The sequence below is a fragment of the Zoogloea sp. genome, assembly GCF_023150065.1.
Taxonomy (GTDB): Bacteria; Pseudomonadota; Gammaproteobacteria; order Burkholderiales; family Rhodocyclaceae; genus Zoogloea.
Map to the genome: position 1 here is coordinate 216527 of NZ_JAKLLN010000001.1, position 22801 is coordinate 239327.

The 22801-nt window shown below is 65.8% G+C and carries 26 protein-coding genes; 9 read left to right on the forward strand and 17 right to left on the reverse strand.

The window, feature by feature from the left end:
- Positions 1-52: 52 nt before the first annotated feature.
- Both L6Q67_RS01065 and L6Q67_RS01070 read right to left on the reverse strand, forming a co-directional pair.
- Positions 53-2089 carry a methyl-accepting chemotaxis protein gene (locus tag L6Q67_RS01065; RefSeq protein WP_296563920.1) on the reverse strand — a complete coding sequence of 679 codons (2037 nt, stop codon included), beginning with the start codon at positions 2087-2089 and terminating at the stop codon, positions 53-55.
- A 90-nt stretch (positions 2090-2179) separates the two neighbouring features.
- Positions 2180-2818: a histidine phosphatase family protein gene (locus L6Q67_RS01070; RefSeq protein ID WP_296563923.1), complete on the reverse strand. Its 639-nt coding sequence runs from the start codon at positions 2816-2818 to the stop codon at positions 2180-2182.
- 247 nt (positions 2819-3065) lie between these two features.
- Here L6Q67_RS01070 and L6Q67_RS01075 point away from each other — a divergent pair, with 247 nt between their 5' ends.
- From L6Q67_RS01075 to L6Q67_RS01090, 4 genes are all read left to right on the forward strand, one after another.
- Positions 3066-3656 (forward strand): TRAP transporter small permease subunit, encoded by a 591-nt coding sequence (locus L6Q67_RS01075; protein ID WP_296563926.1) that lies wholly within the window; start codon positions 3066-3068, stop codon positions 3654-3656.
- Positions 3657-5186: a TRAP transporter large permease subunit gene (locus L6Q67_RS01080; protein WP_296563929.1), complete on the forward strand. Its 1530-nt coding sequence runs from the start codon at positions 3657-3659 to the stop codon at positions 5184-5186. It begins immediately after the preceding gene.
- Positions 5187-5305: 119 nt separating this feature from the next.
- Positions 5306-6349 carry a YjgN family protein gene (locus tag L6Q67_RS01085; RefSeq protein ID WP_296563936.1) on the forward strand — a complete coding sequence of 348 codons (1044 nt, stop codon included), beginning with the start codon at positions 5306-5308 and terminating at the stop codon, positions 6347-6349.
- A gap of 3 nt (positions 6350-6352) precedes the next feature.
- Entirely contained in the window at positions 6353-7396 is a 1044-nt protein-coding gene (locus tag L6Q67_RS01090; protein ID WP_296563939.1) for a M48 family metallopeptidase, read from the forward strand.
- An 18-nt stretch (positions 7397-7414) separates the two neighbouring features.
- On the opposite strand, the gene L6Q67_RS01095 is transcribed toward L6Q67_RS01090, so the two are convergent.
- The 6 genes from L6Q67_RS01095 to L6Q67_RS01120 form a co-directional block, all read right to left on the reverse strand.
- Positions 7415-8449 (reverse strand): GGDEF domain-containing protein, encoded by a 1035-nt coding sequence (locus tag L6Q67_RS01095; RefSeq protein WP_296563942.1) that lies wholly within the window; start codon positions 8447-8449, stop codon positions 7415-7417.
- A 217-nt stretch (positions 8450-8666) separates the two neighbouring features.
- On the reverse strand, positions 8667-9944 hold the full coding sequence (locus L6Q67_RS01100) for a dihydroorotase (protein ID WP_296563945.1): 1278 nt from the start codon (positions 9942-9944) through the stop codon (positions 8667-8669).
- Between the two features lie 20 nt (positions 9945-9964).
- On the reverse strand, positions 9965-10927 hold the full coding sequence (locus tag L6Q67_RS01105) for an aspartate carbamoyltransferase catalytic subunit (RefSeq protein ID WP_296563948.1): 963 nt from the start codon (positions 10925-10927) through the stop codon (positions 9965-9967).
- Positions 10920-11420, reverse strand: a complete 501-nt coding sequence (gene pyrR, locus L6Q67_RS01110; protein WP_296563950.1) for a bifunctional pyr operon transcriptional regulator/uracil phosphoribosyltransferase PyrR — start codon at positions 11418-11420, stop codon at positions 10920-10922. Before pyrR ends, L6Q67_RS01105 begins: the two co-directional genes overlap by 8 nt.
- Positions 11407-11835, reverse strand: a complete 429-nt coding sequence (gene ruvX, locus L6Q67_RS01115) for a Holliday junction resolvase RuvX (protein WP_296563953.1) — start codon at positions 11833-11835, stop codon at positions 11407-11409. Before ruvX ends, pyrR begins: the two co-directional genes overlap by 14 nt.
- Complete coding sequence (locus L6Q67_RS01120) at positions 11836-12402, reverse strand: YqgE/AlgH family protein (protein ID WP_296563955.1); 567 nt, start codon at positions 12400-12402, stop codon at positions 11836-11838.
- A gap of 92 nt (positions 12403-12494) precedes the next feature.
- Here L6Q67_RS01120 and L6Q67_RS01125 point away from each other — a divergent pair, with 92 nt between their 5' ends.
- Positions 12495-13940 carry a deoxyribodipyrimidine photo-lyase gene (locus L6Q67_RS01125; protein ID WP_296565180.1) on the forward strand — a complete coding sequence of 482 codons (1446 nt, stop codon included), beginning with the start codon at positions 12495-12497 and terminating at the stop codon, positions 13938-13940.
- A gap of 1 nt (position 13941) precedes the next feature.
- Here the strand turns inward: L6Q67_RS01125 and L6Q67_RS01130 are convergent, their stop codons facing one another.
- The 4 genes from L6Q67_RS01130 to L6Q67_RS01145 are packed head-to-tail and all read right to left on the reverse strand — an operon-like array spanning position 13942 to position 17124.
- Entirely contained in the window at positions 13942-14793 is an 852-nt protein-coding gene (locus tag L6Q67_RS01130) for a class I SAM-dependent methyltransferase (RefSeq protein ID WP_296563958.1), read from the reverse strand.
- A complete protein-coding gene (locus tag L6Q67_RS01135; RefSeq protein WP_296563961.1) occupies positions 14790-15362 on the reverse strand; it encodes a YqiA/YcfP family alpha/beta fold hydrolase in 573 nt (190 codons plus the stop codon). The genes L6Q67_RS01130 and L6Q67_RS01135 overlap by 4 nt, the downstream gene beginning before the upstream one ends.
- A complete protein-coding gene (locus L6Q67_RS01140) occupies positions 15359-16315 on the reverse strand; it encodes a hypothetical protein (RefSeq protein ID WP_296563964.1) in 957 nt (318 codons plus the stop codon). Before L6Q67_RS01140 ends, L6Q67_RS01135 begins: the two co-directional genes overlap by 4 nt.
- Positions 16300-17124, reverse strand: coding sequence for an undecaprenyl-diphosphate phosphatase (locus tag L6Q67_RS01145; RefSeq protein WP_296563966.1), 825 nt, complete (start codon positions 17122-17124; stop codon positions 16300-16302). Before L6Q67_RS01145 ends, L6Q67_RS01140 begins: the two co-directional genes overlap by 16 nt.
- A gap of 190 nt (positions 17125-17314) precedes the next feature.
- On the opposite strand from L6Q67_RS01145, the gene L6Q67_RS01150 reads away from it, so the two are divergent.
- Positions 17315-18538 carry an HD-GYP domain-containing protein gene (locus tag L6Q67_RS01150; protein WP_296563969.1) on the forward strand — a complete coding sequence of 408 codons (1224 nt, stop codon included), beginning with the start codon at positions 17315-17317 and terminating at the stop codon, positions 18536-18538.
- Positions 18539-18571: 33 nt separating this feature from the next.
- Here L6Q67_RS01150 and L6Q67_RS01155 read toward each other — a convergent pair whose 3' ends face one another.
- Positions 18572-18811: a DUF2789 family protein gene (locus tag L6Q67_RS01155; protein ID WP_296563972.1), complete on the reverse strand. Its 240-nt coding sequence runs from the start codon at positions 18809-18811 to the stop codon at positions 18572-18574.
- A gap of 137 nt (positions 18812-18948) precedes the next feature.
- Between L6Q67_RS01155 and L6Q67_RS01160 the strand changes: the two genes are divergently transcribed.
- Positions 18949-19515, forward strand: a complete 567-nt coding sequence (locus tag L6Q67_RS01160; RefSeq protein WP_296563975.1) for a DUF3365 domain-containing protein — start codon at positions 18949-18951, stop codon at positions 19513-19515.
- 13 nt (positions 19516-19528) lie between these two features.
- Here L6Q67_RS01160 and L6Q67_RS01165 read toward each other — a convergent pair whose 3' ends face one another.
- The gene (locus tag L6Q67_RS01165; protein WP_296563977.1) at positions 19529-20062 is read right to left on the reverse strand and encodes a MipA/OmpV family protein; all 534 of its coding nucleotides are present in this window, start codon (positions 20060-20062) and stop codon (positions 19529-19531) included.
- Positions 20032-20316: a hypothetical protein gene (locus tag L6Q67_RS01170; RefSeq protein WP_296563980.1), complete on the reverse strand. Its 285-nt coding sequence runs from the start codon at positions 20314-20316 to the stop codon at positions 20032-20034. Before L6Q67_RS01170 ends, L6Q67_RS01165 begins: the two co-directional genes overlap by 31 nt.
- 203 nt (positions 20317-20519) lie before the next feature.
- Here L6Q67_RS01170 and L6Q67_RS01175 point away from each other — a divergent pair, with 203 nt between their 5' ends.
- On the forward strand, positions 20520-20987 hold the full coding sequence (locus L6Q67_RS01175; RefSeq protein ID WP_296563983.1) for a cytochrome c: 468 nt from the start codon (positions 20520-20522) through the stop codon (positions 20985-20987).
- An 84-nt stretch (positions 20988-21071) separates the two neighbouring features.
- Here L6Q67_RS01175 and L6Q67_RS01180 read toward each other — a convergent pair whose 3' ends face one another.
- Complete coding sequence (locus L6Q67_RS01180; RefSeq protein WP_296563985.1) at positions 21072-21761, reverse strand: cytochrome b/b6 domain-containing protein; 690 nt, start codon at positions 21759-21761, stop codon at positions 21072-21074.
- Between the two features lie 119 nt (positions 21762-21880).
- Here L6Q67_RS01180 and L6Q67_RS01185 point away from each other — a divergent pair, with 119 nt between their 5' ends.
- Positions 21881-22234 carry a hypothetical protein gene (locus L6Q67_RS01185; protein ID WP_296563987.1) on the forward strand — a complete coding sequence of 118 codons (354 nt, stop codon included), beginning with the start codon at positions 21881-21883 and terminating at the stop codon, positions 22232-22234.
- Here the strand turns inward: L6Q67_RS01185 and L6Q67_RS01190 are convergent.
- Positions 22216-22785: a hypothetical protein gene (locus L6Q67_RS01190; protein ID WP_296563988.1), complete on the reverse strand. Its 570-nt coding sequence runs from the start codon at positions 22783-22785 to the stop codon at positions 22216-22218. The two genes, L6Q67_RS01185 and L6Q67_RS01190, sit on opposite strands and share 19 nt — an antisense overlap.
- Between the last annotated feature and the right edge of the window lie 16 nt (positions 22786-22801).

The following is a 22801-nucleotide window of genomic DNA, read 5'->3' on the forward strand; positions in this document are numbered from 1 at the left end:
CAGTGCGGCCCTGCCTCGTCGACGAGGGGCAGGGCCGCAGGGGAGTGGGGTTTCAGACCCGGAAGTGGCTGACCTTGGCCTCCAGGTCTGCGGCCAGTTGTTCGAGCACGGCGGTCTGTTCGTGGGTGTGGCGGGTGATCTGGTTGTTCTGCTCGGCCATCTGGGCGATCCGCTCGACGCCGCGGGCGACCTCCTGGCTGGCGGCGCTCTGCTCCCGGGTGGCGTCGGCGATGTCATTGACGGCGCCGGTGGTGCGGCCGCTCTCGCTGCGGATGGTGTCGAGCATGACGCCCGAGTCGGTGGCGAGCTCGACACCCTGGCGCACGTCACCGGTGACGCCCTTGATCATCGCCACGACCCGGTCGGCCTCGCCCTGAACCTCGGACACCGTGGCCGAGATCTCCCGGGTGGAGCTGGCGGTGCGCTCGGCCAGCTTGCGTACCTCGTCGGCCACCACGGCGAATCCGCGGCCGCTCTCGCCCGCCCGGGCCGCCTCGATGGCAGCGTTGAGGGCAAGCAGGTTGGTCTGGTCGGCGATCTCGTTGATGATCTTGCCGATGTTCGAGATTCGCGCCGAGCGTTCGGACAACAGGTTCACCGCTTCGCCGGCCTTGTTGATCTCATCGGCGATCCGGTCCATGCCGCTGATCATGTTACGGACCTTCAGGCCGCCGTCGTCGGCATGGGCCTGGGCCTGCTGGGTGATGTCGCGGGCCATGGCGGCGCTGTCCGAGACATGGGTGATGCTGACCGACAGCTCTTCGATGGCGGACGCCAGCCCGGCTGCCGCTTCGCTTTGGGAGGTGGTGCCATTGACCACTTCATCGGAGCCCAGCCGCACGGTACGTGCCGAATCCTTGACCGTATTGGCCGTGTGGATCACGTCGCCGATCAGGGCGCCGATCTTGCGGGTGGTGCTGTCCAGGGAGCGGGTGATCTGATCCAGCTCGTTGGCGCTGTCGGCCGCGGTCTCCGGAAAGTGCACGCTCAGGTCGCCATCACCGATCCGGCGGGTCGCGTCGAGCAGGCCCTTGATGGGAGACAGGCGGTTGCGGGTTATGAGATACAGCACCAGGGCGAGCAGCAGTGCACCGCCAATGCACAGGGCGATGAGCGTGTTGCGAAGCTGACGGGCTTCCACGGTGAACTCGTCGATGAAGCTGCCGGTGGCGACGATCCAGCCCCAGGAGGGCGCGCTGTCGAAGACGATCATTTTCTGTGCCGTCTCGGTACTGCCAGGGCGACTCCATGGATAGGTCATCAGGCCCTGCTTGCGCCGCACCTGCTCGGCCACGATCTCGCTGAGGCGGGGGTTGCCGATCTCGGCCAGGGTCTTTCCAGCAAAGCTGGGGTGGTGGATGAGCTCGGTCTTGGTGGCGTCTTCCTGGGGGGCAAGCACGTAGGCGTAGCCGGTGGCGCCGGACTTGATCTCCCCCAGCGCGCCGAAAAGGCGCTCCATGTCGCCCTGGATGTCCACCCGGGCGGCCAGGGCGCCGATGACCTTGCCGTCCTCGCCGAGCACGGGCTCGATGGCCGAGATGTAGTACTTGCCGGAGCGCCGGACCACGCCCGTGTAGCTCTTGCCGCTCAGCAAGGCGCGGGTTTCGGGGGCGTTCGCGGGGATGGGGGTGCCCTCGGTGCTTTTCCCGTCCTTGGTCTTGAGCAGGGTCGCGCCGCGTACGAACTCGTCGCCGACCCGGATCAGCAGTGCGGGGTCTGCGTCGATCTGGCGCTTGATGCTTTCCAGCAGGGCGGTGTTGCCGTTGATGATGCGATCACCGCTGCGCACGACGGGCACCTGGTAGCTCCCGGATGCCATCGTGTCAGGGCCGAAGCGGAGCTTGCCCGTATTGTCTTTCATGCGGGCCAGGCTCTTGTTGGCCTGGGAGACGGCGTTGCCGTGGTTGAGCTCCAGCATCCGTACGATGCTCTGGATCTGGTTGTTGAGCTCTTCTTCGGTCTTCGCCAGGGCCGCATGTTCGGCAAAGTAGGTGGTGAAGGCGATCAAGCCGGCAAAGATCAGGAGGCTGACGGTGGTGGCCGCGAGGGCGATCTGATGAACGAGGGACAGGCGGTTGAGCTTGAACATGAAGGACTCCGACCGGGTTTGCCAGATTGGCACCGGGATGCCCGCTGCAAACGGCCGGAGTCGGTATAACTTTAGCGGCGCCTGCCCGAATCAGGCGTTGGGCAACTCGTCCAGGGCGCTGTTCAGATGCTCCTGCTCGGCCCAGGCGATGAGACGCCAATCTGCGCCGTCCCAGTCGATCCAGTTCAGCGCGGCGTTGGGAATCGTGAAATCCCGCGGTGTTTCGAGGGGTTTGCCCGTCGCCATGCGGTGCGCCACGTCGAGGACGCCGCCATGGGTCACCACCAGAACGGTGCTGTCCCGATGACGGGCCGCGATGTCGTGCAGCGCCGCGTGGATGCGAGCGGCGAATTGCCGCAGGCTCTCGCCACCGCCCGGGAAGACGAACTCGGGGTTGCGGCTTTCGAAGTGGTGGTAGTCGTCCGGGAAGCGCGCCCGGGCTTCGTCGTAGGTGAGGGCCTGGAAGCCGCCGTAGTGCCGCTCGCGCAGGCGGGCATCGATGACGGGCTGAAGCTCGCAGCGGGCGGCAATCGCGTCGGCGGTCTGGCGGGCGCGCAGCAGGTCGGAGGCGTAGGCGGCGGCAAAGCCCTTCCCGGCCAGGCTGGCCGCCGTGGCCTGGGCCTGGGCCAGGCCGGTGTCATTGAGGGGGATGTCGGTATGGCCCTGGAGGCGCCGTTCGGCATTCCAGGCCGTTTCGCCGTGGCGAACCAGGCAGATGCGGGTGCTCATGATGGGCTGCGGGTAAATAAGGAGGGAAGATGGGCGGCGGAAGTATCGCACGGCCTGCCGGTGCGACGAAACGCCACCTGCCAGGGGGCGGAAAGCCGCTCCAGCACTGGCTTTGAGGCGTATTGACACCACGGTAGGCGTAATCCCTGATTGTTGCGGGATTCAACTCACCGATAATCCCGGCGCAGCAGACACGGGTTTTCAAAGCCCCGATCAGAAGATTCTCATATCAAAGGAGGTGCGGGACGTGCAGGCCCTGCTCAAATTATCACGCGCTATCGATGCGCTTTCGGAGGGTGTCGGCAAGGCGACGATCTGGCTCGTCCTTGTGGTGACCCTCATCAGCGCCGTCAACGCCTTCGTGCGTTACGCCTTCAACTACAGCTCCAATGGTCTGCTCGAGATCCAGTGGTACCTGTTCTCCGCCATCTTCCTGCTGTGTGCCGGCTACACCCTGATGCGCAATGAACATGTGCGCATCGACGTGATCTCCGGCCGATTCTCGCCCCGGGTACATGCCTGGATCGACATCATCGGCACGCTCTTCTTCCTTGCGCCGATGGCGGTGGCGGTGCTCTACCTGTCTTGGCCGATCTTCATCAATGCCTACCTCAACAACGAGTATTCCTCGAACGCAGGTGGTCTGATCATCTGGCCGGTACGGGCCCTCGTTCCTCTGGGTTTTTCGCTGCTGATCCTGCAGGGTGTCTCCGAGCTCATCAAACGCGTCGCCTTTCTGAAGGGCCTGATTCCCGATCCCAACGCCAAGCCGAAGGCTCCTTCTGCCGAGGAAGAGCTGGCCGAGGCCATCAAGCAGCAACGCGGGGAGACTGTCTAAATGGAATTCATTGCTGCCAACATGGCACCCCTGATGTTCGTGTCGCTGGTCATGTTCATGCTGTTCGGCTACCCGGTGGCGTTTGCCCTGGCTGCCAACGGCATCGTCTTCGGCCTGATCGGCATCGAGCTGGGGATGCTCACTCCAGCCCTGTTCCAGGCGCTGCCCGACCGCATCTTCGGCGTCATGTCCAATGACACCCTGCTGGCCATTCCCTTCTTCACCTTCATGGGTCTGATCCTCGAACGATCAGGCATGGCGGAGGATCTCCTCGACACCATCGGCCAGCTCTTCGGGCCGGTACGGGGCGGCCTGGCCTTTGCGGTGATCTTCGTCGGTGCCATCCTTGCCGCGACCACCGGCGTGGTGGCGGCCTCGGTGATCTCCATGGGTCTGATCTCCCTGCCGATCATGATGCGTTATGGCTACGATCAGCGGCTGGCCTCGGGTGTCATTGCGGCGTCGGGTACCCTGGCACAGATCATCCCGCCGTCGCTGGTGCTGATCATCATGGCCGACCAGCTCGGGCGTTCCGTCGGAGACATGTACCAGGGCGCGCTGATTCCGGGCCTGGTGCTGACCGCCTTCTACGTGGTTTACGTGGCCCTGATTGCGGTCTTCAGGCCCAGCGCTGCGCCGGCCCTGCCGCCCGAGGCCCGGACCCTGCGCGGCGGCAAGCTGCTGTTGCGGGTACTGACCTCTCTGGTCCCGCCGCTGATGCTGATCTTCCTGGTGCTCGGTACCATCTTCCTGGGTATCGCGACCCCGACCGAGGGCGGTGCCATGGGGGCATTCGGCGCGCTGGTGATGGCGGTGATGCGCAAGCGCCTGGGCGTTGCGCTGCTCAAGCAGGCCATGGAGAGCACGGCCAAACTGACCACCTTCGTCATCTTCATCCTTGTCGGCGCCCGTGTGTTTTCCCTGACCTTCTACGGTGTCGAAGGCCATCTGTGGGTCGAGCACCTGCTGGACGACCTGCCTGGCGGCCAGGTGGGTTTCCTGATCGTCGTCAATATCCTGATCTTCCTGCTGGCCTTCTTTCTCGACTTCTTCGAACTGGCCTTCATCGTGGTGCCGTTGCTGGCCCCGGTGGCGGAGAAGCTGGGCATCGACCTGATCTGGTTCGGCGTGCTGCTGGGGGTCAACATGCAGACCTCCTTCATGCACCCGCCCTTCGGTTTCGCCTTGTTCTACCTGCGCTCGGTGGCGCCGCCCTCGATCAAGACCACGCAGATCTACTGGGGGGCCGTGCCCTTCGTGGTCATCCAGATCATCATGGTCGGTGTGCTGATTGCTTTCCCGCAGCTCGTCACCATGGGTCTCGACGACCAGGTCAAGGTGGATACGGACCAGGTGGAAATCGTCGTTCCGGACGGCGCCAGCCAGGATGATTCGCCGGTCCAGTTCGACAACGAGACGCCTCCGGGGGCGCCGGTAGAGGGTGAGGGCAAGGATGCAAGCCCCGCTCCGAACGCCGAGGATGATGCCGCGAAGGCGCTTGAAAAGGCCTTGCAGGGCGACAAGAAGTAATTGCCGGATCCAGTACGGCATGAAAGCCCGGGGTGAGAACCCCGGGTTTTTTCGTTGAGGGGCGGGGCGTTTTCATATGAGCACATACAATGCGCATATTTCTCACCTTCCTCTGAATGATGGATCAACAGACAAATTCGCTTCCCGTCGCCTTCACTGGACAAGGGCGGGATTATTTCGGTATCTGGGCCGTGAATCTGCTGCTCACCGTACTGACCTTCGGCATCTACTCTGCCTGGGCCAAGGTTCGGCGGATGCACTTCTTCTACCGGCATACCCGGCTGGCCGGGGCGGCTTTCGACTACCACGGTGAGCCGCTCTCCATCCTGAAAGGGCGGACCCTGGCCTTCCTGATGTTCATGGGCTACCAGATCTCGGCGGAGGCCGAGCCCATGCTCGCCGCGCTGGTCGTCGTGGTCCTGATGGCGGTGATGCCCTGGCTGCTGCACCGCTCCCTGTGTTTCCGGATGCACAACAGCAGTTACCGGGGCCTGCGCTTCGTCTTCCGGGGCAGCGTCAGGCAGGCCTATGTGGTGTTCCTGGGCCTGCCATTGCTGATCGTCGTTTCCCTCGGCCTGGCTTTTCCCCTGTGGATCCATGCCCTCAAGGTGTATCAGTACGGCAGCAGCGGCTTCGGGCGCAGCGAATTCCAGTGCGCCCTGTCCCGGGTGGAGATCTATCGTATCTATCTTGTCGCGGGCGTGGTCGCCATCGGGGTGACGGGCGCGATCACCCTGCTGCTGGGGCTGGGTATTGCAGAGGGCCTGTCCCTGGACGAGGGGGCGGAGGCTGTGTCCCTGATGATGGTGCTGGGTGTGGTCCTGGTGGTCGGGGCGGTGATGATGCTGTTCGTGGGGCCCTTTGTTGAGGCATCGGTACAGAACGCGGTGTGGGGCGGCCTGAGCCTCGGTCAGCACCGGTTCGTCAGCGTGGTGTCGGGCCGTCGGCTGGCTTTCATCACCGTCACCAACCTGCTGGGCATCATTTTCAGCCTGGGCCTGTACCGTCCCTTCGCCGAGCTGCGCCTGATGAAATACCGCCTGGAGAGCATCTCGATGCTGCCGGACGGTGATCTCGATGATTTCGTGGCCCGCACGGAAGCCGATCTTGCCGCGCTCGGTGAGGAGGCGGCGGAAATGTTCGACGTAGACGTGGGGCTGTAGGTCGTGAATTCGCCCGATCTGGAGGTGGATGCGCTGTACTTCGATGGGCGCTCGTCACGTGCGCGTGCGGTGAGACTGTCGCTCGCCGACGGTGAACTGGTCCTGCGCGGGGAGGGCCTGGAACGGCGCGAGGCGCTGAAGGCGCTGCGCCTTTCCGAGCCCCTTGGCCGCTCGCCCCGCTTGATCACCTTTCCGGATGGCGCCCACTGTGAGGTGCCCGACGATGCCACGTTCCGGGGCTTGCTGGCGCGCAGTGGTCATCGGGATGCTTCCGTGGTGCGCTGGCAGTTTTCGCGGACGGCGGTTCTGGCGTCCCTCGTCGTGCTGGTCGCGTGCCTCGTGCTGGCCCACGAATGGTTGTTGCCGCGGCTTGCCGGGCGGGTGGCGGAGGGGGTTCCGGAGGCGCTGACGGAGCGGCTCAGCGACGAAGCCCTGGCCATGCTGGACGTCAATGTTCTTACCCAGAGCCGTCTGCCGGCAGCCCGTCAGCAGGCCCTGACGGAGCGCGTGCTGACCCTGGCGCAGCCCGACGTGCCGACGGTGCGGCCGCAACTCGTGTTTCGCCGGGGGGGACGCATGGGCGCCAACGCCCTGGCCTTGCCCTCAGGCTTGATCGTGGTGACGGATGAGTTGGTGGCGCTGGCCCGCAACGATGAGGAGATCCTCGGCGTGCTGGCCCATGAGATAGGCCATGTCAGCCGGCGCCACGGCCTGCGTCTGGCCATCGAAAGCTCCGCCATCGGCCTGTTTGCGGCGTGGTACCTCGGCGATCTCAGCACCCTGATGGCGGGGGTGCCGGCGGCCTTGGCCCAGGCGCACTATTCCCGCCGCTTCGAGCGGGAGGCCGATGAGTTTGCTGCGCGGCTGATGGGGGCCAACGGGATTTCGCCGGGCGTCCTCGCCAATATCCTGGAGCGGATGGAGGCGCCGGCAGCAGCGGGGCAGGGGGGCCGCCCCGAGGGCGCGGAACCGCGTCCAGCCCCCTCCGACTACTTCTCGACCCATCCCCTGACGGAAGAGCGCATCCGTTACCTGCGAGGGCCCTGAGCGAACGGGCCTGCGGCCTCAGGGAGCCTGGCAGAGACGGTTGCGGCCACTCGCCTTGGCCTCATACAGCGCCTTGTCGCTGCGGGTGATCAGGTCGGCTGCCGACTCTCCGGGGCGGCGGCTGGCCAGACCGATGGAGGTCGTGATATGGGCCAGGCGCTCGCCGCTGCGGCTGTCCTTGAGCACCAGGCGCTCGATGGAAAGGCGCAGGGTCTCGGCCAGTTCGGCGGCTTGGGCGAGCGTGCCGCCGCAGAAAATCAGGGCGAACTCCTCGCCGCCGTAGCGGTACACCGACACGCCCACCCGGGCCACGTTGTTGAGCTGGGCACCCACCAGGCTCAGCACGCGATCGCCCACCGGGTGGCCGAAGCGATCATTGAACTGCTTGAAATGGTCGATATCCAGCATGGCCAGGTGGATGACGGGGGCCCGGTCGCCGTGGCCCATGAACTGCCCGAGCTCGGTGTCGAAGGCGCGGCGGTTGTAAACTCCGGTCAGTTCGTCGTGCATGGCGTTCTGGCGCAGGGCCTCCATCTCGTTGCGCAGACGCCGGATTTCGGCATTGGCCACGCTCAGGCGCTGCTCGAAGCGCGCTGTGCTCTCCTGCATGGCGGTGGAGCCCTGCAGGAGCTTTTCGACGGTGCCGAACACATCGTCGATGGAGGCACTGACGGAGGTCGGTCCGCGCAGGTCACGACTACATTCGTCGAGCAGGGAGTTGAAGGACTGGGTGCCGGAGATGGTGGCATGCAGATCCTTGCCGATCCCCTGGACCATTTTCTCCAGATCGTCCTTCATCCGTCCCAGGGCGGTCTCATGGGCGCCTGTCGGGGACACGTGGGCCTTGAAGAGGTCTTCCGCCGTGCTGACCGGAATGGTGCCGTAAGCCGCGACGATGTCGTCGATCCGCTGGTTCAGGCTGGGGTCTTCGTTGGCGACGTAGGTATACCAGAGGGCGTAATTGAGGGGCGTGACGGGGATCCCGTGCTTCACCATGATGGGGACGGCCTTGCGCAAACGCTCGGCAGCCTGCTCGACAGAACCGCTGATCACAATTCTTCTCCCTGAATCGTCAACCTGCAGATGTCGTCTGCAGTGGGCTGATCTGATTATCGTGTCGGCAAGTGACGCACGCCGAGTGGGTGTTATCGGCATAAGCCGATGAAAGTTCGGCGTGTTTTGTTAAATTGTTGTGTCGACAGGAGAAACGCAAACGGCGCCGTAGGGCGCCGTTTGAGCCGGGAGCGGAAGGCGATCTTCCGGGGGTGGGTCAGGCCTCGTACATCACCGTGCCTTCGACCAGGGTGCAACGCACCCGACCCGGCAGTTCCAGGCCCAGGAAGGGCGTGTTCTTGCCTTGACTCTTGAGCATGCCGCGGGTGATCTGCTGGTGGCAGTCCGGATCGAAGATGCAGATGTCGGCCCGGGCGCCCACTGACAGGTGACCACCCTTGGCGATACCGGCAATCTTTGCCGCTTCCGACGTGACCCGGGCGAGGGCGTCGATCAGTGCCAGCTTGTGCTCTGCTGCCCACTTCAGGGTCAGGGGCAGGAGCAGCTCGAGGCCGGTGGTGCCAGGCTCCGATTCGCTGAAGGGGGCCTGCTTGGCGTCGTCATCCACCGGGGTGTGGTCGGAGCAGATGGCGTTGATGCGCCCGTCGGCCAGGGCCTTCGACAGGGCGATGCGGTCGCGCTGGCTGCGCAGGGGCGGGATGACGTGGCAGTGGGGGTTGAAGTAGCCGATGTCCATGTCGCACAGGTGCAGATGGTGGGCGGCCACATCGCAGGTCACGTCCACGCCGTCCTTGCGGGCCTGCTCAATCAGATCGAGGCTCTCGGCACAGGACACGCGGGTGATGTGCAGGCGCGCACCGGTCTGGCGGGCGAGGCGCAGATAGGTGTACAGGGCGATGATCTCGGCGCTGGCCGGGAGCCCGGGCAGGCCCAGTCGGGACGCCACCTCGCCGTCGTGGGCCACGCCGCCCCGGGCCAGGTAGGGATCGATGGGTTGCAGCCAGATGCGGAAGCCGAAGGTGGCGGCGTAGAGCATTGCCCGGGACAGTACCCGGGTGTCGAGGATGGGCGTATTGGCCTGACTGAAGGCCACACAGCCGGCCTCCACCAGCTCGGCCATTTCGGAGAGCTGCTCGCCCTTGAGGCCGATGGTCAGGGCGCCGACGGGGTAGACGTGGGCCCGGTTGAGCTTCTTGGCGCGGTAGCACAGCATCTCCACCAGGCCGGGCTCGTCCAGCACCGGGTCGGTGTCGGGGGGGATGGCCAGGCTGGTGATGCCGCCGGCCATGGCTGCGTCCATCTCGGATTCGAGGGTGGCCTTGTACTCGAAGCCCGGTTCGCGTAGGCGGGCGGCCAGGTCGATGAGGCCGGGGGCCACCACCAGGCCGCTGGCGTCGAGAGTGCGGGCGGCCGTGAAGCCGGCAGGGGCGGAGCCCACGCCGACAATCTTGCCGTCGGCGATGAAGAGGTCGTGCTGGGCGTCGATCTTGTTGGCCGGGTCGATGAGCCGGCCGTTCTGGATATGGATGTTCATCGTCAGAAACCTGTGTGTGCTCAGTGGCTGCCGCCCAGCATGCTCATCACGGCCATGCGGACCGCGATGCCGAAGGTGACCTGGGGCAGGATCACGGCCTGGCCGCCGTCGGCCACGGCGGAGTCGATCTCGACGCCCCGGTTCATGGGGCCCGGGTGCATCACGATGGCGTCGGGCTTGGCCAGGGCCAGCTTGTCGGCGGTGAGGCCCCACACCTTGAAGAATTCCTGGGGGCTGGGCAGCAGGGCGCCGTTCATGCGTTCGTTCTGCAGGCGCAGCATCATCACCACGTCGACGCCCTTGAGGCCTTCTTCCATGGTGGCGCAATAGCGCACACCCATCTTCTCCACGTCGGTGGGGAGCAGGGTGCGGGGGCCGATCACGCGCACTTCGGGCACGCCCAGGGTGGTCAGCGCGGCGATCTGGGAGCGGGCCACCCGGGAGTGGAGCACGTCGCCGACGATGGCCACCGTGAGGTTGTGGAACTCTTTCTTGTAGTGACGGATGGTGTACATGTCGAGCAGCCCCTGGGTGGGGTGGGCATGACGTCCGTCGCCGGCGTTGACCACGTGGATGTGGTCACGACCGGTGTTTTCCAGGTGCTGGGCGATCAGGTGCGGGGCGCCGCTGGATTCGTGGCGCACCACGAACATGTCGGCGTGCATGGCGCACAGGTTGTCCACGGTGTCGAGCAGGGTCTCGCCCTTCTTGGTGGACGAGGTGGCGACGTTGAGGTTGATCACGTCGGCCGACAGGCGCTTGGCGGCGATCTCGAAGGTGGTGCGGGTGCGGGTGCTGTTCTCGAAGAACAGGTTGAACACGCTTTTGCCGCGCAGGAGAGGCAGCTTCTTGACCTCGCGCTCGGCCACTTCGGTGAAGGGCGCGGCGGTATCGAGGATCTGGTTGATGATGGCGCGGGGCAGACCATCAAGGGTCAGCAGATGCTGCAGCTCGCCGTGCTTGTTGAGTTGGGGATTACGCATGGATCAGCCTCATGGTGAGGGCGCCGGTGGCGTCACGCTCAAGTTGGAGGTTTTGCCCGGCGGGAAGGGGCGCGGGCAGGGTGAGGGCACAGAAACTGGGGCCGATGGGCAGCTCGCGGCCACCCCGGTCAATGAGTACGGCCAGATCGACCCGGGCGGGGCGGCCATAGTCGAAGAGCTCGTTGAGGGCGGCGCGGGTGGTGCGGCCGGTGTACAGCACGTCGTCGACGATGACGATATGGGCGTCTTCCACGTCGAAGGGGATCTTCGAGCCCTGGGGCTGGGGGTGCAGGCCCTTGGCGGCGTAATCGTCCCGGTAGAAGCTGACGTCGATGCTGCCGAGGGGCTGGGACAAGCCCAGCAGGGCATGCAGGCGCTCCGCCAGCCAGACTCCGCCGGTGTGGATGCCGACCAGGCAGGTGTCGGCAGTGACCTTGGGGCGCATCGCCTCGGCGAGGGTGGCGATGAGCTGTTCGGCTTCAGGAAGATGCATGGCGGGCGCTTTCAAGGTACTGGAGCAGGATGATCTGGGCGGCGGCGGAGTCGAGCCGGGGCTTTTGCTTGCGCCAGCCCTGGTGGCCGGCCTCGCTGAGGCGTTCTTCCGCCTCGGCCGATGACAGCCGCTCGTCCACGAGGGTGACGGGCAGCCCATAACGGCCATGGAGCTGGTTGGCGAAGCGACGGCAGCGTACGGTCATGGCGTGTTCGCTGCCGTCCATGTGGGTGGGCAGGCCCACCACCAGGGCGGCCGGCTTCCATTCGGCGAGGAGCGCCTCGATGGCCGCGAAGCGTGCTGCGTTGGCTTCTTCGGAAATCACAGAGAGGGGGTGGGCGTGGCCTGTTTCCGTTTCACCCACGGCCACGCCGATGCGGGCGAGGCCGAAATCGAAGCCGAGGACGGTTCCCACTCAGGCGTGTCCGGCCACGTCCGAGAGCTTGGCGAAGTCGACGCCAAGGAGCTGCATGGCGGCGGCCAGGCGCTCTTCGGACGGCAGGTCGAAAACGATGGACAGATCGGCGGGCACGGTGAGCCAGGCGTTCTGGGCCAGTTCGTGCTCGAGCTGGCCGGCTGACCAGCCGGCGTAGCCGAGGGCCACCAGCACTTCGCCGGGCTCGCCTTCGGTGGCCAGGGACTGGAGCACATCGCGGGAACTGGTCAGGCCGACGGTGTCGCTGACCTTGAGGGTCGAGTGCCACTTGCCCGCCGGGCGGTGCAGCACGAAGCCCCGGTCGGACTGGACCGGGCCGCCGAAATACACGGGCAGATCGGCAAACTCGTGGTGTTCCAGGGGGATGTCGATGCGCTCGAACAGGCTCGCCAGGCGCATGTCGGTCGGGCGATTGACGATCACCCCCATGGCGCCGTTCTCGTTGTGTTCGGCGATGTAGGTGAGGGTGCGCGAAAAGTTCGGATCGGCCATGGCGGGCATGGCGATCAGGAAATGATCGGTAAGGTTGATGGTCGTCGTAATCACGGGCGCTATTTTAAGCCGAGGTGCCCGATTGTAGCGGCAACTTTTGGGGCATGCTTGCGTCCATTGCTTCCCTGCCCATCGACCTGCCGTCCATGTCCTCTGCCCTTGTCTGGTTTCGTCGCGACCTGCGCGACTTCGATCATGCCGCCCTCTACCACGCCCTGAAAAATTACCAGCGGGTATTCTGCGCCTTCGTCTTCGATCGGGAGATTCTCGACGTCCTGCCGAGCCGCCGGGACCGGCGGGTGGAGTTCATCCTCGGCTGTGTGGCTGAGCTGGATGCGGCGCTCCGGGCCCGGGGCGGCGGCCTGATTGTGCGTCACGCCCGGGCGCGGGATGCCATCCCGGCCCTGGCCGAACACCTTGGTGTGGATGCGGTGCTGGCCAATCGGGACTATGAGCCCGCGGCCATCGCCCGGGACAGCGATGTGGCTGAGCGCCTGCGCCTGCTGGGCGTCAGCTTCGCCGATTTCAAGGATCAGGTGATCTTCGAGAAGAGCGAGGTGCTGACCCAGGGGGCTTCGCCCTTTTCGGTGTTTACCCCTTACAAGCGCATCTGGCTGAAGACGCTCACCGATTTTCACCTCAAGGCCTATCCGGTACACAAATACGCCGAACGTCTGGCACCCCCTCCCGAGGGCGAGCGCCTGCCGGATCTGGGCGAGTTGGGTTTCGAGGCGAGCAATCTGGGCGAACTCGGCATCACGCCGGGCATGGCGGGTGGGCGCCAGCTGTTCGAGGCCTTCCTCAAGCGCATCGGGCGCTACAAGGCCAGGCGGGATTTTCCGGCGGTGAAGGGCGTGTCCTACCTGTCGGTGCACCTGCGTTTCGGTACCGTGTCGATCCGTGAACTGGCCCGGGCCGCCCGGGATGCCGGTGGCGAGGGGGCGGACACCTGGCTGTCGGAGCTGGTGTGGCGGGACTTCTATTTTCAGATCCTGTGGCACCACCCGCGGGTGGTGGGGGCGAGCTTCCGGCCCGAGTACGACCGGGTGGCCTGGGATGCCGACCCGGAACTGTTTGCCGCCTGGTGTGAGGGGCGCACGGGCTACCCCATCGTCGATGCGGCGATGCGCCAGATCAACCACAGCGGCTACATGCACAACCGCCTGCGCATGATCGTCGCGTCCTTCCTGACGAAGGACCTGGGCATCGACTGGCGCGCCGGCGAGGCTTATTTTGCCGAGCACCTGAATGACTTCGATCTGGCGGCCAACAATGGTGGCTGGCAGTGGGCGGCCTCCACTGGCTGTGATGCGCAGCCTTACTTCCGCATCTTCAACCCGGTGACCCAGTCGGAGAAGTTCGACCCCGACGGCACCTTCATCCGGCGCTATCTGCCGGAGCTGGCGCGGGTGCCCGACAAATACCTCCACGCCCCGTGGACCCTGCCGCCCATCGACCAGAAGCTTGCCGGCTGTGTGATCGGCACCGACTATCCGGCACCGGTTGTCGATCATGCCCGGGCCCGGGAGCGCACCCTGGCCCGGTTCGGGGTGGTCAAGGGGGCGGCGGTGGAGTCGGCCGAGGAGGCCTGAGTCAGTCGCGCTGCGCAGTGGCGATCAGCACGCTGCCCCCCACGGTGTAGCCATCTCCCTCCCGGTGGGAGGCGAGTTCGGTGGCGACCTCCTCGCGCAGCCGGGCCTGGGTGGCTTCCGGGAGTCGTGACAGGGCTTCGGCGGCTCCCCCGGCCAGATCCAGAAAGGCCTGCCAGTAGTCGTCGGCGCAGGCAAAGCGGCAGGTGAAGGCATGGGGCTCCAGCTTTACCCCGTTGAAGCCTGCTGCCTGCAGTAGCGGGTTCAGCGCCTCTGCCGTACCCAGGCGGAACACCGACGGGCGCGGCACCTTGGGGGCCGGCAGCAGCCGGGCGATGCAGTCCTGGGCACGGGCGATCAGCGGCACGTCCTCCCTGGGACTCCACACCGACAGGGCGATGCGCCCGCCTGGCCGGAGCACCCGGTGCAGCTCGCTCAGGGCCCTGGCTGGGTCGGGAAAGATGAACAGGCCCAGACCGAGGAGGGCGGCATCGAAGCTGCCGTCGGCAAAGGCCAGGTGTTCCGCGTCGCAGGCCGTGGCGAGGAGATCGGGCAGGCCTTCCTGGGTGGCGCGCTGCAGCCCTTCGGCCAGCATGGCCTCGGCAATGTCGCTGGCCAGCACCCAGCCGTCGGGCAACACCCGGCGGGCGGCGTCCCGGGCCAGCAGGCCGGGGCCGGCGGCCAGATCGAGGACATGCTCGCCAGGGGCCAGCGCTGCAGCGTCGAGAAGGGCAGCCTGCAGGCTGGCCCGCAGGGGGGCGCCGTCGGCATAGCGGGCGGCGATGCGGTTGAAACCGCTGCGCTCCAGGGACTTGAAGCGGCGGGCGTCGAAGCCTTCGGGGGTGTGGGTGGTCATTCGGGCAGGAGTCCGGCGAACTGGAGAATGGGATCGAGGTAGTCGTCCCAGCGGGTGAAGCTGTGGTCGCCGCCTTCCAGCACGCTCTGCCGGCAGCCGGCATAGCGTGCCACCGCGTGACGGTAATCGAGGACCTCGTCGCCGGTCTCCACCATCAGCCAGTAGCGCTCTGGCCGCGTGATGGCCGGGGCTTCGATGGCCTGCAGCTCGGCGATGTGGGCGGGAGTGAATTCGAAGGTCTCACCGGTGTACATATGGGTCTGGGTACCCAGGTAGGCCGACAGGGACAGGGGCGCAATCACCGCGGGATTGACCAGCACCGCCCGGAGCCCGTGTTTTTCGGCCAGATGGGTGGCGTAGTAACCCCCCAGGGAGCTGCCGACGACAGTGGGCGGCGTGTGGCAGCGGGCGATTTGGGTTTCGGCCAGGGCGATGGCCTCCCGGGCGGAGACGGGGAGCTGCCCGCACCACAGGGCATCGCCCAGGCCATGGGCAGCCATGCGTGCACCCAGGCTGCGGGCTTTCCAGGATTCGGGGCCGGAGCGAAAGCCGTGGAGGTAGATGATCATTTGGTCTCGAAGCGGTCTTCAGGCCGCAGTTGGCCGGGAAAGGTGGTGTTCAGCCAGTGGCGGGCATCGGCATCGCCCGCCAGGTGGGCACGCCAGAAGGCCGCCCCGGCCGCCAGCAGATTGTCGCGGAAAACCGGTGGCTCGCGGCGGACAGGGAATAGCGAGCCTTCGGCCTGGCTGGCCTGCCCGGCAAAGTCCAGATGGGTGCCGCCGGCGAATACCAGCAGGGCCTTGTCGCCCGGCGGCATATGGCGGTAAGGCAGCTCGCGGTTGGCGGCGGTGATGTCGGACAGGCCCATGCCGTCATCGCGGCTGCCGGTGATGCTCAGGAAGGGCAGGCGGATCTGCCCGAAGCGGTGGGCAAGCCCGGGGCCCTTGTCGGCATGGCGGGCGGACGGGCTCAAGGCCAGGATGGCCGCCACACGGGCATCCGTGGGTTCCGGCCGCTGTTCCGGGCGACGCTCACCGGCCAGCAGCTGCACGGTGACGGCACCGAAGGAATGCCCGCACAGACCGATTTTCTGCGCCGAATTGATGGCGTCGGGGAAGCCTGGTTCGCGGCCGATGCGGCTGAGCACGAAGCGCAGGTCGTCGGCGCGGCGGCTCAGCTCGTCGGGGTTCATGGCCAGGCGGAAAGCCTGGCGCAGGGCCAGGGGAGAGTTGTTGTGGAGCAGGCTGGTGTCACTGCCCGGGTGCTGCACCGCGATGGCGGCGAAGCCCAGCCCGGCCCAGTGGGACAGCCATACGCTGCCGCCTTCGCGGGTGCCACCGAGCCCGTGGGAGAAAAGGATCAGGCCGGCCGGGGCCGCGTCGGGAAGGTAGAGCTTGAGGGGCAGGCTGCGGGCCCGCCGGCTGTCGTGGAGGTCGGTGAGCCGGGTGCGGTGGGGCACCGGGAACGACGGCCCGGAGGCGCTCCGGGCCGTTACGACCGGGGTGCTCAGTGGGCCGTCCATTCCACCAGGCCAAAGTGCCAGGTGGTCAGCACCACGATGCCGAAGGCGATGCGGTACCAGGCGAAGGGCACGAAGTCGTGGTTGGAGATGTAGCGCAGCAGCCAGCGCACGCACAGGAAAGCCGAGGCGAAGGCGGAGATGAAGCCCACCACCCACATGCCCAGATCGTCCATGCTCAGCAGGGCACGTTCCTTGTAGAGCTGATAGACGGTGGCCATGCCGAGGGTGGGAATGGCCAGGAAGAAGGAGAACTCGGTGGCGGCGTGGCGCGAGAAGCCGAACAGCATGCCGCCGATGATGGTGGAGCCGGAGCGCGAAGTGCCGGGGATAAGGGCCACCGCCTGGGCCAAACCCATCTTGAGGGCGTCCAGGGGGCTCATTTCGTCCACGCTGTGGATGCGGATACTGTGTTGGCGGCGCTCGGCCCACAGGATCACGAAGGCGCCGAGGATGAAGGCGGTCGCCACCGGGATGGGCGCAAACAGGGAAGCCTTGATGGCCTTGCCGAAGATCAGCCCGAGGATGGCCAGGGGCAGGAAGGCGATGAAGAGGTTGAGCACCAGCCGGTTGGCCTCGGGCTGCCGGCCCAGGCCGGAGAAGGTCCGGATCACCCGTTCGCGGTATTCCCACACCACGGCGAGGATGGCCCCGGACTGGATCACGATCTCGAAGAGCTTGCCCCGGTCATCGTTGAAGTTGAGCAGGTCGCCGGCAAGGATCAGGTGTCCGGTGCTGGAGATCGGCAGAAATTCGGTCAAACCTTCGACCACGCCGAGAATCAGCGCCTTCAGAAGCAGGATGATGTCCATGAACTATTGAATGTGCAGTGCGGAAAGAGTTCGCATTATAGCGGTTGCGTATCGTGTACCTTTGCAAGGGTATGACACACTCAGACACCGAAACCGGCTCAAGCCCGGCGCTTGAGGGTCGTTACAGGCTCGTTATGGAAAACAGGCGGCCTTGCATCGTCCCACTTCCCTCCCCACCGTGCCCCGTTCCATGTTGAAGAAAATCCCAGTGGCCCGGCTTCGACCCGGCATGTTTATCCAGGAGCTGTGTGGCGACTGGATGTCCCATCCATTCTGGCGTGCCCAGTTCGTGCTGAAGGGCGATGGCGATCTGCGCCGCATCGTCGAGGCGGGTATCCAGCACGTCTATATCGACACGGATCGCGGTCTTGACGACGTGGAGGCGGTGGCGGCAGACCAGGTTCAGGCAGCGGTCGAGCAGGAGATCGTCAAGGCCATGTCCGCTCCCCAGGAGCAGATCGTCCGCGTTTCAGTGCGGGAAGAGCTGGCCCGGGCGAAGCGCGTCCATGAGCAGGCCCACAAGGTGGTGCGCACCATGATGAGTGACGTGCGCCTGGGCAAGGCGGTGTCCCTCGACGACGCCGAGCCGGTGGTCGAAGCCATCACCGGGTCGGTGCTGCGCAACGGCGGGGCGCTGATGGGGCTGATCGGCATCAAGAACAAGGACGACTACACCTTTCTGCATTCCGTCAGCGTGTGCACCCTGATGATTGCCTTCGGACGCTCCCTCGGCATCGATGGGGACGAGTTGCGCCAGGGCGGCATCGGCGGCCTGCTCCACGACATTGGCAAGATGAAGGTGCCGGACGAGGTGCTGAACAAGCCCGGACGCCTCACCGACGCCGAGTTCGACCTGATCAAGCAGCATCCCGGGGACGGACACGCGGTGCTGCTGGAAACCCCGGGTATCGGGCCGATCCCCCTCGATATCACCCGTCATCACCACGAACGCCTCGATGGCACCGGCTATCCGGACCGGCTGGCGGGCGATTCGATCTCCACCATGGCACGCATGGCGGCGATTGTGGATGTGTACGACGCGATCACCGCCGATCGCTGCTATCACAAGGGCATGCCGGCGGCCGAGGCCCTGCGCAAGATGTGGGAATGGAGCACCGACCACTTCGACCAGAAGCTGCTCCAGGCCTTCATGCGCTGTGTGGGCATCTACCCGGTGGGCAGCCTGGTGAAGCTGGAGTCAGGCCGGCTGGGGGTGGTGATCGAACAGAACGAGGGCAGCCTGCTGACCCCGAAGCTGCGGGTGTTCTTCAGTACCAAGTCCAACGGCTACATCAAGCCCGAGCTCCTCGACCTGGGCCGCAAGCTCGGGAACGGCGGGGGAGATCGCATCGTCTCGGCCGAGGCCCCGGGCAAGTGGGGCGTTGATCCCCAGCGTTTCCTGCTGGCGGACTGAAAGCCCGCCGTCTTCATCTGCCTGGCCGGCGGTTCAGGCCCGGTGACGCAGGCGGGCGTCGAGGGTGTCGATGACGGCACTCCAGTCGGCGTCCTCATCGAGCTCGGTCTTCAGGAAATGCGCCTGGGCGGGGGTCCAGAACGGAGCGTCGGCCAGCCGCAGCTCATGGGGCAGGGGCGAGTGGGCATCGATGAAGGCATCAATGGCGGCCGCTTCGCTGGGCAGGCCGAGCTGGGCGAACAGATTGGCGATGCTGTGGGTCTGGCTTTCCATGATGTGCTCCTCGGGGTTGGGGTTCCTGTTGGTCTTTCTGCAGCGGATTTGGTTGCATGGTGGTCAGACTGAAATCCGTCTGGCCGGGTGGGCTGCACATCCTGTATATTAGATTAGTCTAATTAAAGGATGCTCTCATGCTACGTATTGCCCTTGTGACTGCAGCGCTTCTGGCCGGATCGGCCCAGGCCCAGGATGTGGAGGCCCTGAAGCTGGATACCCGCAAGAATGCCCTGCCGGTGCTGCCTAAGGTGGTTGCGATGATGCAGGAGACGGTGGCCAGCCGTGGGGTGGTCGAAGCCATCCCGGTGTGCAAGGAGAAGGCGCCGCAACTGCTCAGGGAGCAGTCGGAGAAGACCGGCTGGAAGATGTCCCGGGTCAGCCTGAAGGCCCGCAACCCGGAGCGTGGCACGCCGGACACCTGGGAGGCGCGTCAGCTGGCTGATTTCAACATCCGTGCCGCCGCCGGCGAGAAGATCGAGAGCCTGGAGACGGGCGAGATCGTCACCGAGAATGGCAAGCCGGTGTTCCGGTACATGCGGGCCATCCCCGTCGGTGACGTGTGCTTCAAGTGTCATGGACCGGCCGAGCAGATCGATGCCGGGCTGAAGAGTGAGCTGGCCCGTAACTATCCCCTCGACCGGGCCTTCGGTTATGAAAAAGGCCAGATCCGCGGTGCCCTGACTGTCCGGCGCCCGCTCTGAGTCCTGCCGCTTTTCAGAAGGTCCAGCCGTAGCCCACGTAGGCGAGCGGCTGGATGCGTGTCTCGACGATCGGGCTGTCGGCCTGGGCGCTGCCGAGGCGCGTGGCCATCAGGCCGAAGAGTATCGACCCGCGCTCGCCTGCCGGCCACGCACCATTGACCCCCGCCTGCAGTTGGGTGCCGGCACCCGCGGTGTAGGCCGGGCGCCCCGGAGCAGCCTCGGAAGGTGCAACGCCATAGTAGTAGTTGTTCATCCTGCGATCATTCCAGGTGATGCCGACCAGGCCGTTGAGGCGTAGCCCCGGGCCACGGATCAGGGCCCGCACGAATTGAAGCTGGGCGCTCTGGCCCTTGCTTGCGGAGCCCGCATCGAAGCCCCACTGGGCGTTGAGGGTGCCGTAGTCGGTCTGCCAGCGCAGGGCCGGGCCCAGGTCCACCGCAAAGTCCCGGTCGTGCATGCCCTTGGTGCGCCTTCCATCTTCTGCGTCCCAGCCGAAACGGGCATCGGCGGCGAGGCCTATGCGCAGGCGGCGGTCGTCGGAGTCCACCAGCCACACCCCGGCACGCAGGGCGTTGATGTAGAAGCGGTCGGCATAGCTGGCCTGAACACCGGCAGGACCATGGTGCGCAGCTCGTCGGAGCCGGATGTGGCGGGGAGCACCCCTATGCCCAGGCCATAGAGGTTGCCGGTGCGGGGAATGGCGGTTTCGGTCTGGCGGTCGATCCGGTCGCTGGCGATGGCGGGCAGGGAAGCCAGGGTACTGGCAGCAAGCAGGGCAAAGCTGATGGGAGCGCGGGGCATTGGGGGCCTCGGATTGGATCGGGATGTCGTCTGAACCTGGTGCTCGGCGGTTTGTTCCCAACGCAGGACCCGCTTGAATCCATCGGCATGTCTGTGAAAGGGTTTCTCCAGCGTTGTGGAATAATCCGCCAGACAGTTGAGCACCGGTCAGCCACATGGCCAGACCGGCCTTTTTTGACATCAACCACACAGGGAGTGAGTTCATGAAGATCAAACAAGCGCTTTTTGCCGCCCTGATCCTGGGCCTCGCCACCGGGGCCAGCGCCCAGGTGAAGCCGGAAGACCAGATCAAGTTCCGCAAGGCAGGCTATGCCTTCATGTCCTGGAACATGGGCAAGATCAAGGCCCAGACCATCGACAACCCGTCCAGCTTCAACAAGGACCAGGTGCTGGCGGCGGCCAACCTGATCGCCGCCACGGCCAACTCCGGCATGGGTGCGCTTTTCGGCGCGGGCACCGACAAAGAAGTCGGCAGCCAGAAAACCCGCGTCAAGCCCGAGTTCTTTCAGCAGCAGGATGAAGTGCGCAAGCTGGCGGTGGCCTTCGTGAAGGAAGCCAATGAACTGCAGAGGGTGGCGGCCACGGGGGATGCGGCGGCAATCAAGGCGCAGTTCGGCAAGACCGGTGAGTCCTGCAAGGCCTGTCACGACAAGTTCCGCAAGGACGAGTAAGCAAGGCGGCGCGGTGCTCACGCCCGCCGCGCCATTTCGGCAGGGCACTGCTCTGCCTGTGGGAGGGCCCGTGGCGGCCAGCCCTTACCAGGCCGGTGCGACTGCCGGCTCGGGCTGCGGAGGTGGCTGCCAGGCACCGCTGGCCGCGTAGGCCACGCCCACCCCGACGCCGATGGCCAGGAGCAGTGCCACAATGCCCCCGCCCCGGGCTGGAGGCAGGCCGTCGGGTGTGCTGACCAGTTTGCGGCCGGTGATCATGGGGCGCACCAGGTTATCCCCGCGTACCCGCAGGTAGAACACGATGGCGCCCAGGTGGGTGAGCACCAGCAGCAGGATCAGCCAGAAGCCCTTGCGGTGCAGGCCACTCAGCCAGTCACTGGTGTCCTTGGAAACCAGAGCGTACAGGGGCCCCTGAAAGGCGATGTCGTCGTTGCCGAACAGCCCGCCCGCGGTCTGCAGCCCCAGCGTTCCCAGCATGGCGAGCACCGACAGGGCGCCCAGCGGGTTGTGTCCCAGCCCGTGCCAGTCACCGCGCAGGTAGGCCAGGATGGCCCCGGGGCCGCGCACGAAGCTCGAAAAGCGGGCGTAGGTGGACCCCATCAGGCCCCAGGCCAGACGGAAACCGAGCAGGCCGGCGATCAGGATGCCGAGCCGGCCGTGCCAGATCATCAGATTGCCGCCGATCTGCCCGCTGATCATGGCACCGGTTACGGCGAGCGCCAGAACCCAGTGGAACAGTCGCAGGGGAAGGTCCCAGATCCGGATTTCATGCATGGCGCACTCCTTGCTCGATAGTTGCCGGATTCTGACATGTGAGGCGTGGCAAACGCATTCAAGTTGCCACGCTCTTCCGTATCATGCGGATGACACATTATTTGATGATGAGGTGATTCTTGAAAATCCTGCCAACCCGGCTTTCCGCCTTTGCACTGCTGGCCACCCTGAGTACCGCCGCTGCGGCTTGCGGGCCCCACAACGATGACTGGACCGGTAGCGACAAGGCGGCCCACTTTGGTGTGTCGCTGGCCCTCGGCGTCGGGGCCTCGCGCCTGTCCGACGATACCTGGACGGCGGTCGGCCTGGCCCTGGTGCCCGGCGTGGCCAAGGAGCTCTATGACGGCACGCGGGATTGCAACCGCTTCTCATGGAAGGACATGGCCTGGAATGCCGCCGGTGCCTATGTGGGCGTGCGTACCGGCAACTGGCTCCTCGGTCCTTCCGGGGTGAGCTATCGCGTGGCGTTCTGAACATCACTCCGGATTGGGGCGGGGCTGCCCCACGCAGCGCGCACCCGGCCCAGGGTGGCCTGCAGGATCCGGGCGTCGTTGCTGGCCCGGTGTCGGGGCAGGCACAGATCGGCCTGCACCTGAAGCCGGGTGGCGTACCAGTGTTCGGCCTGGGCCTCGTTGAGCAGGGTGCGGATGTCTTCCAGGCGGAAGGCCTGGGGGCGCTCGGCCGCATCGAAGAGCCGGCTCAGCCAGGTGAAGTCGTGGTACCAGGAGTCACAGTAAACCGTCATCCCCCGCAGGCGTGCATTGATCTCGCGGGCTGCTTCGGCGGCGCTCCGGCCGTTTTTCAGCAGCATCTCCCGGCTCACCAGATGTACCGCTTCGGCACTCGCGTCCCAGTGGGTCCAGCGGGCTTCCGGGCGGATCAGGGTGCAGTAGCTGCTGCCATCGGGCAGCACCAGGCCGACCTCGATCGGGTAGCTGGCGGCGCCGAAGCCCGAGGCCTCGACGTCGATGATGGGGGGCAGGGAGGCGGGCACGGGGCGTTCGACGTTTATGACGAACGCCATTCTAGCGTGTCCGTGT

What these genes read in the sequence shown, in the direction of transcription:
- L6Q67_RS01065 (WP_296563920.1), bottom strand. Translation starts at nt 2,089, where the DNA reads ATGTTCAAGCTCAACCGCCTGTCCCTCGTTCATCAGATCGCCCTCGCG.
- L6Q67_RS01070 (WP_296563923.1), bottom strand. Translation starts at nt 2,818, where the DNA reads ATGAGCACCCGCATCTGCCTGGTTCGCCACGGCGAAACGGCCTGGAAT.
- L6Q67_RS01080 (WP_296563929.1), top strand. Translation starts at nt 3,657, where the DNA reads ATGGAATTCATTGCTGCCAACATGGCACCCCTGATGTTCGTGTCGCTG.
- L6Q67_RS01085 (WP_296563936.1), top strand. Translation starts at nt 5,306, where the DNA reads ATGGATCAACAGACAAATTCGCTTCCCGTCGCCTTCACTGGACAAGGG.
- L6Q67_RS01100 (WP_296563945.1), bottom strand. Translation starts at nt 9,944, where the DNA reads ATGAACATCCATATCCAGAACGGCCGGCTCATCGACCCGGCCAACAAG.
- L6Q67_RS01105 (WP_296563948.1), bottom strand. Translation starts at nt 10,927, where the DNA reads ATGCGTAATCCCCAACTCAACAAGCACGGCGAGCTGCAGCATCTGCTG.
- pyrR (WP_296563950.1), bottom strand. Translation starts at nt 11,420, where the DNA reads ATGCATCTTCCTGAAGCCGAACAGCTCATCGCCACCCTCGCCGAGGCG.
- L6Q67_RS01125 (WP_296565180.1), top strand. Translation starts at nt 12,495, where the DNA reads ATGTCCTCTGCCCTTGTCTGGTTTCGTCGCGACCTGCGCGACTTCGAT.
- L6Q67_RS01130 (WP_296563958.1), bottom strand. Translation starts at nt 14,793, where the DNA reads ATGACCACCCACACCCCCGAAGGCTTCGACGCCCGCCGCTTCAAGTCC.
- L6Q67_RS01135 (WP_296563961.1), bottom strand. Translation starts at nt 15,362, where the DNA reads ATGATCATCTACCTCCACGGCTTTCGCTCCGGCCCCGAATCCTGGAAA.
- L6Q67_RS01140 (WP_296563964.1), bottom strand. Translation starts at nt 16,315, where the DNA reads ATGGACGGCCCACTGAGCACCCCGGTCGTAACGGCCCGGAGCGCCTCC.
- L6Q67_RS01145 (WP_296563966.1), bottom strand. Translation starts at nt 17,124, where the DNA reads ATGGACATCATCCTGCTTCTGAAGGCGCTGATTCTCGGCGTGGTCGAA.
- L6Q67_RS01150 (WP_296563969.1), top strand. Translation starts at nt 17,315, where the DNA reads ATGTTGAAGAAAATCCCAGTGGCCCGGCTTCGACCCGGCATGTTTATC.
- L6Q67_RS01155 (WP_296563972.1), bottom strand. Translation starts at nt 18,811, where the DNA reads ATGGAAAGCCAGACCCACAGCATCGCCAATCTGTTCGCCCAGCTCGGC.
- L6Q67_RS01160 (WP_296563975.1), top strand. Translation starts at nt 18,949, where the DNA reads ATGCTACGTATTGCCCTTGTGACTGCAGCGCTTCTGGCCGGATCGGCC.
- L6Q67_RS01170 (WP_296563980.1), bottom strand. Translation starts at nt 20,316, where the DNA reads ATGCCCCGCGCTCCCATCAGCTTTGCCCTGCTTGCTGCCAGTACCCTG.
- L6Q67_RS01175 (WP_296563983.1), top strand. Translation starts at nt 20,520, where the DNA reads ATGAAGATCAAACAAGCGCTTTTTGCCGCCCTGATCCTGGGCCTCGCC.
- L6Q67_RS01180 (WP_296563985.1), bottom strand. Translation starts at nt 21,761, where the DNA reads ATGCATGAAATCCGGATCTGGGACCTTCCCCTGCGACTGTTCCACTGG.
- L6Q67_RS01190 (WP_296563988.1), bottom strand. Translation starts at nt 22,785, where the DNA reads ATGGCGTTCGTCATAAACGTCGAACGCCCCGTGCCCGCCTCCCTGCCC.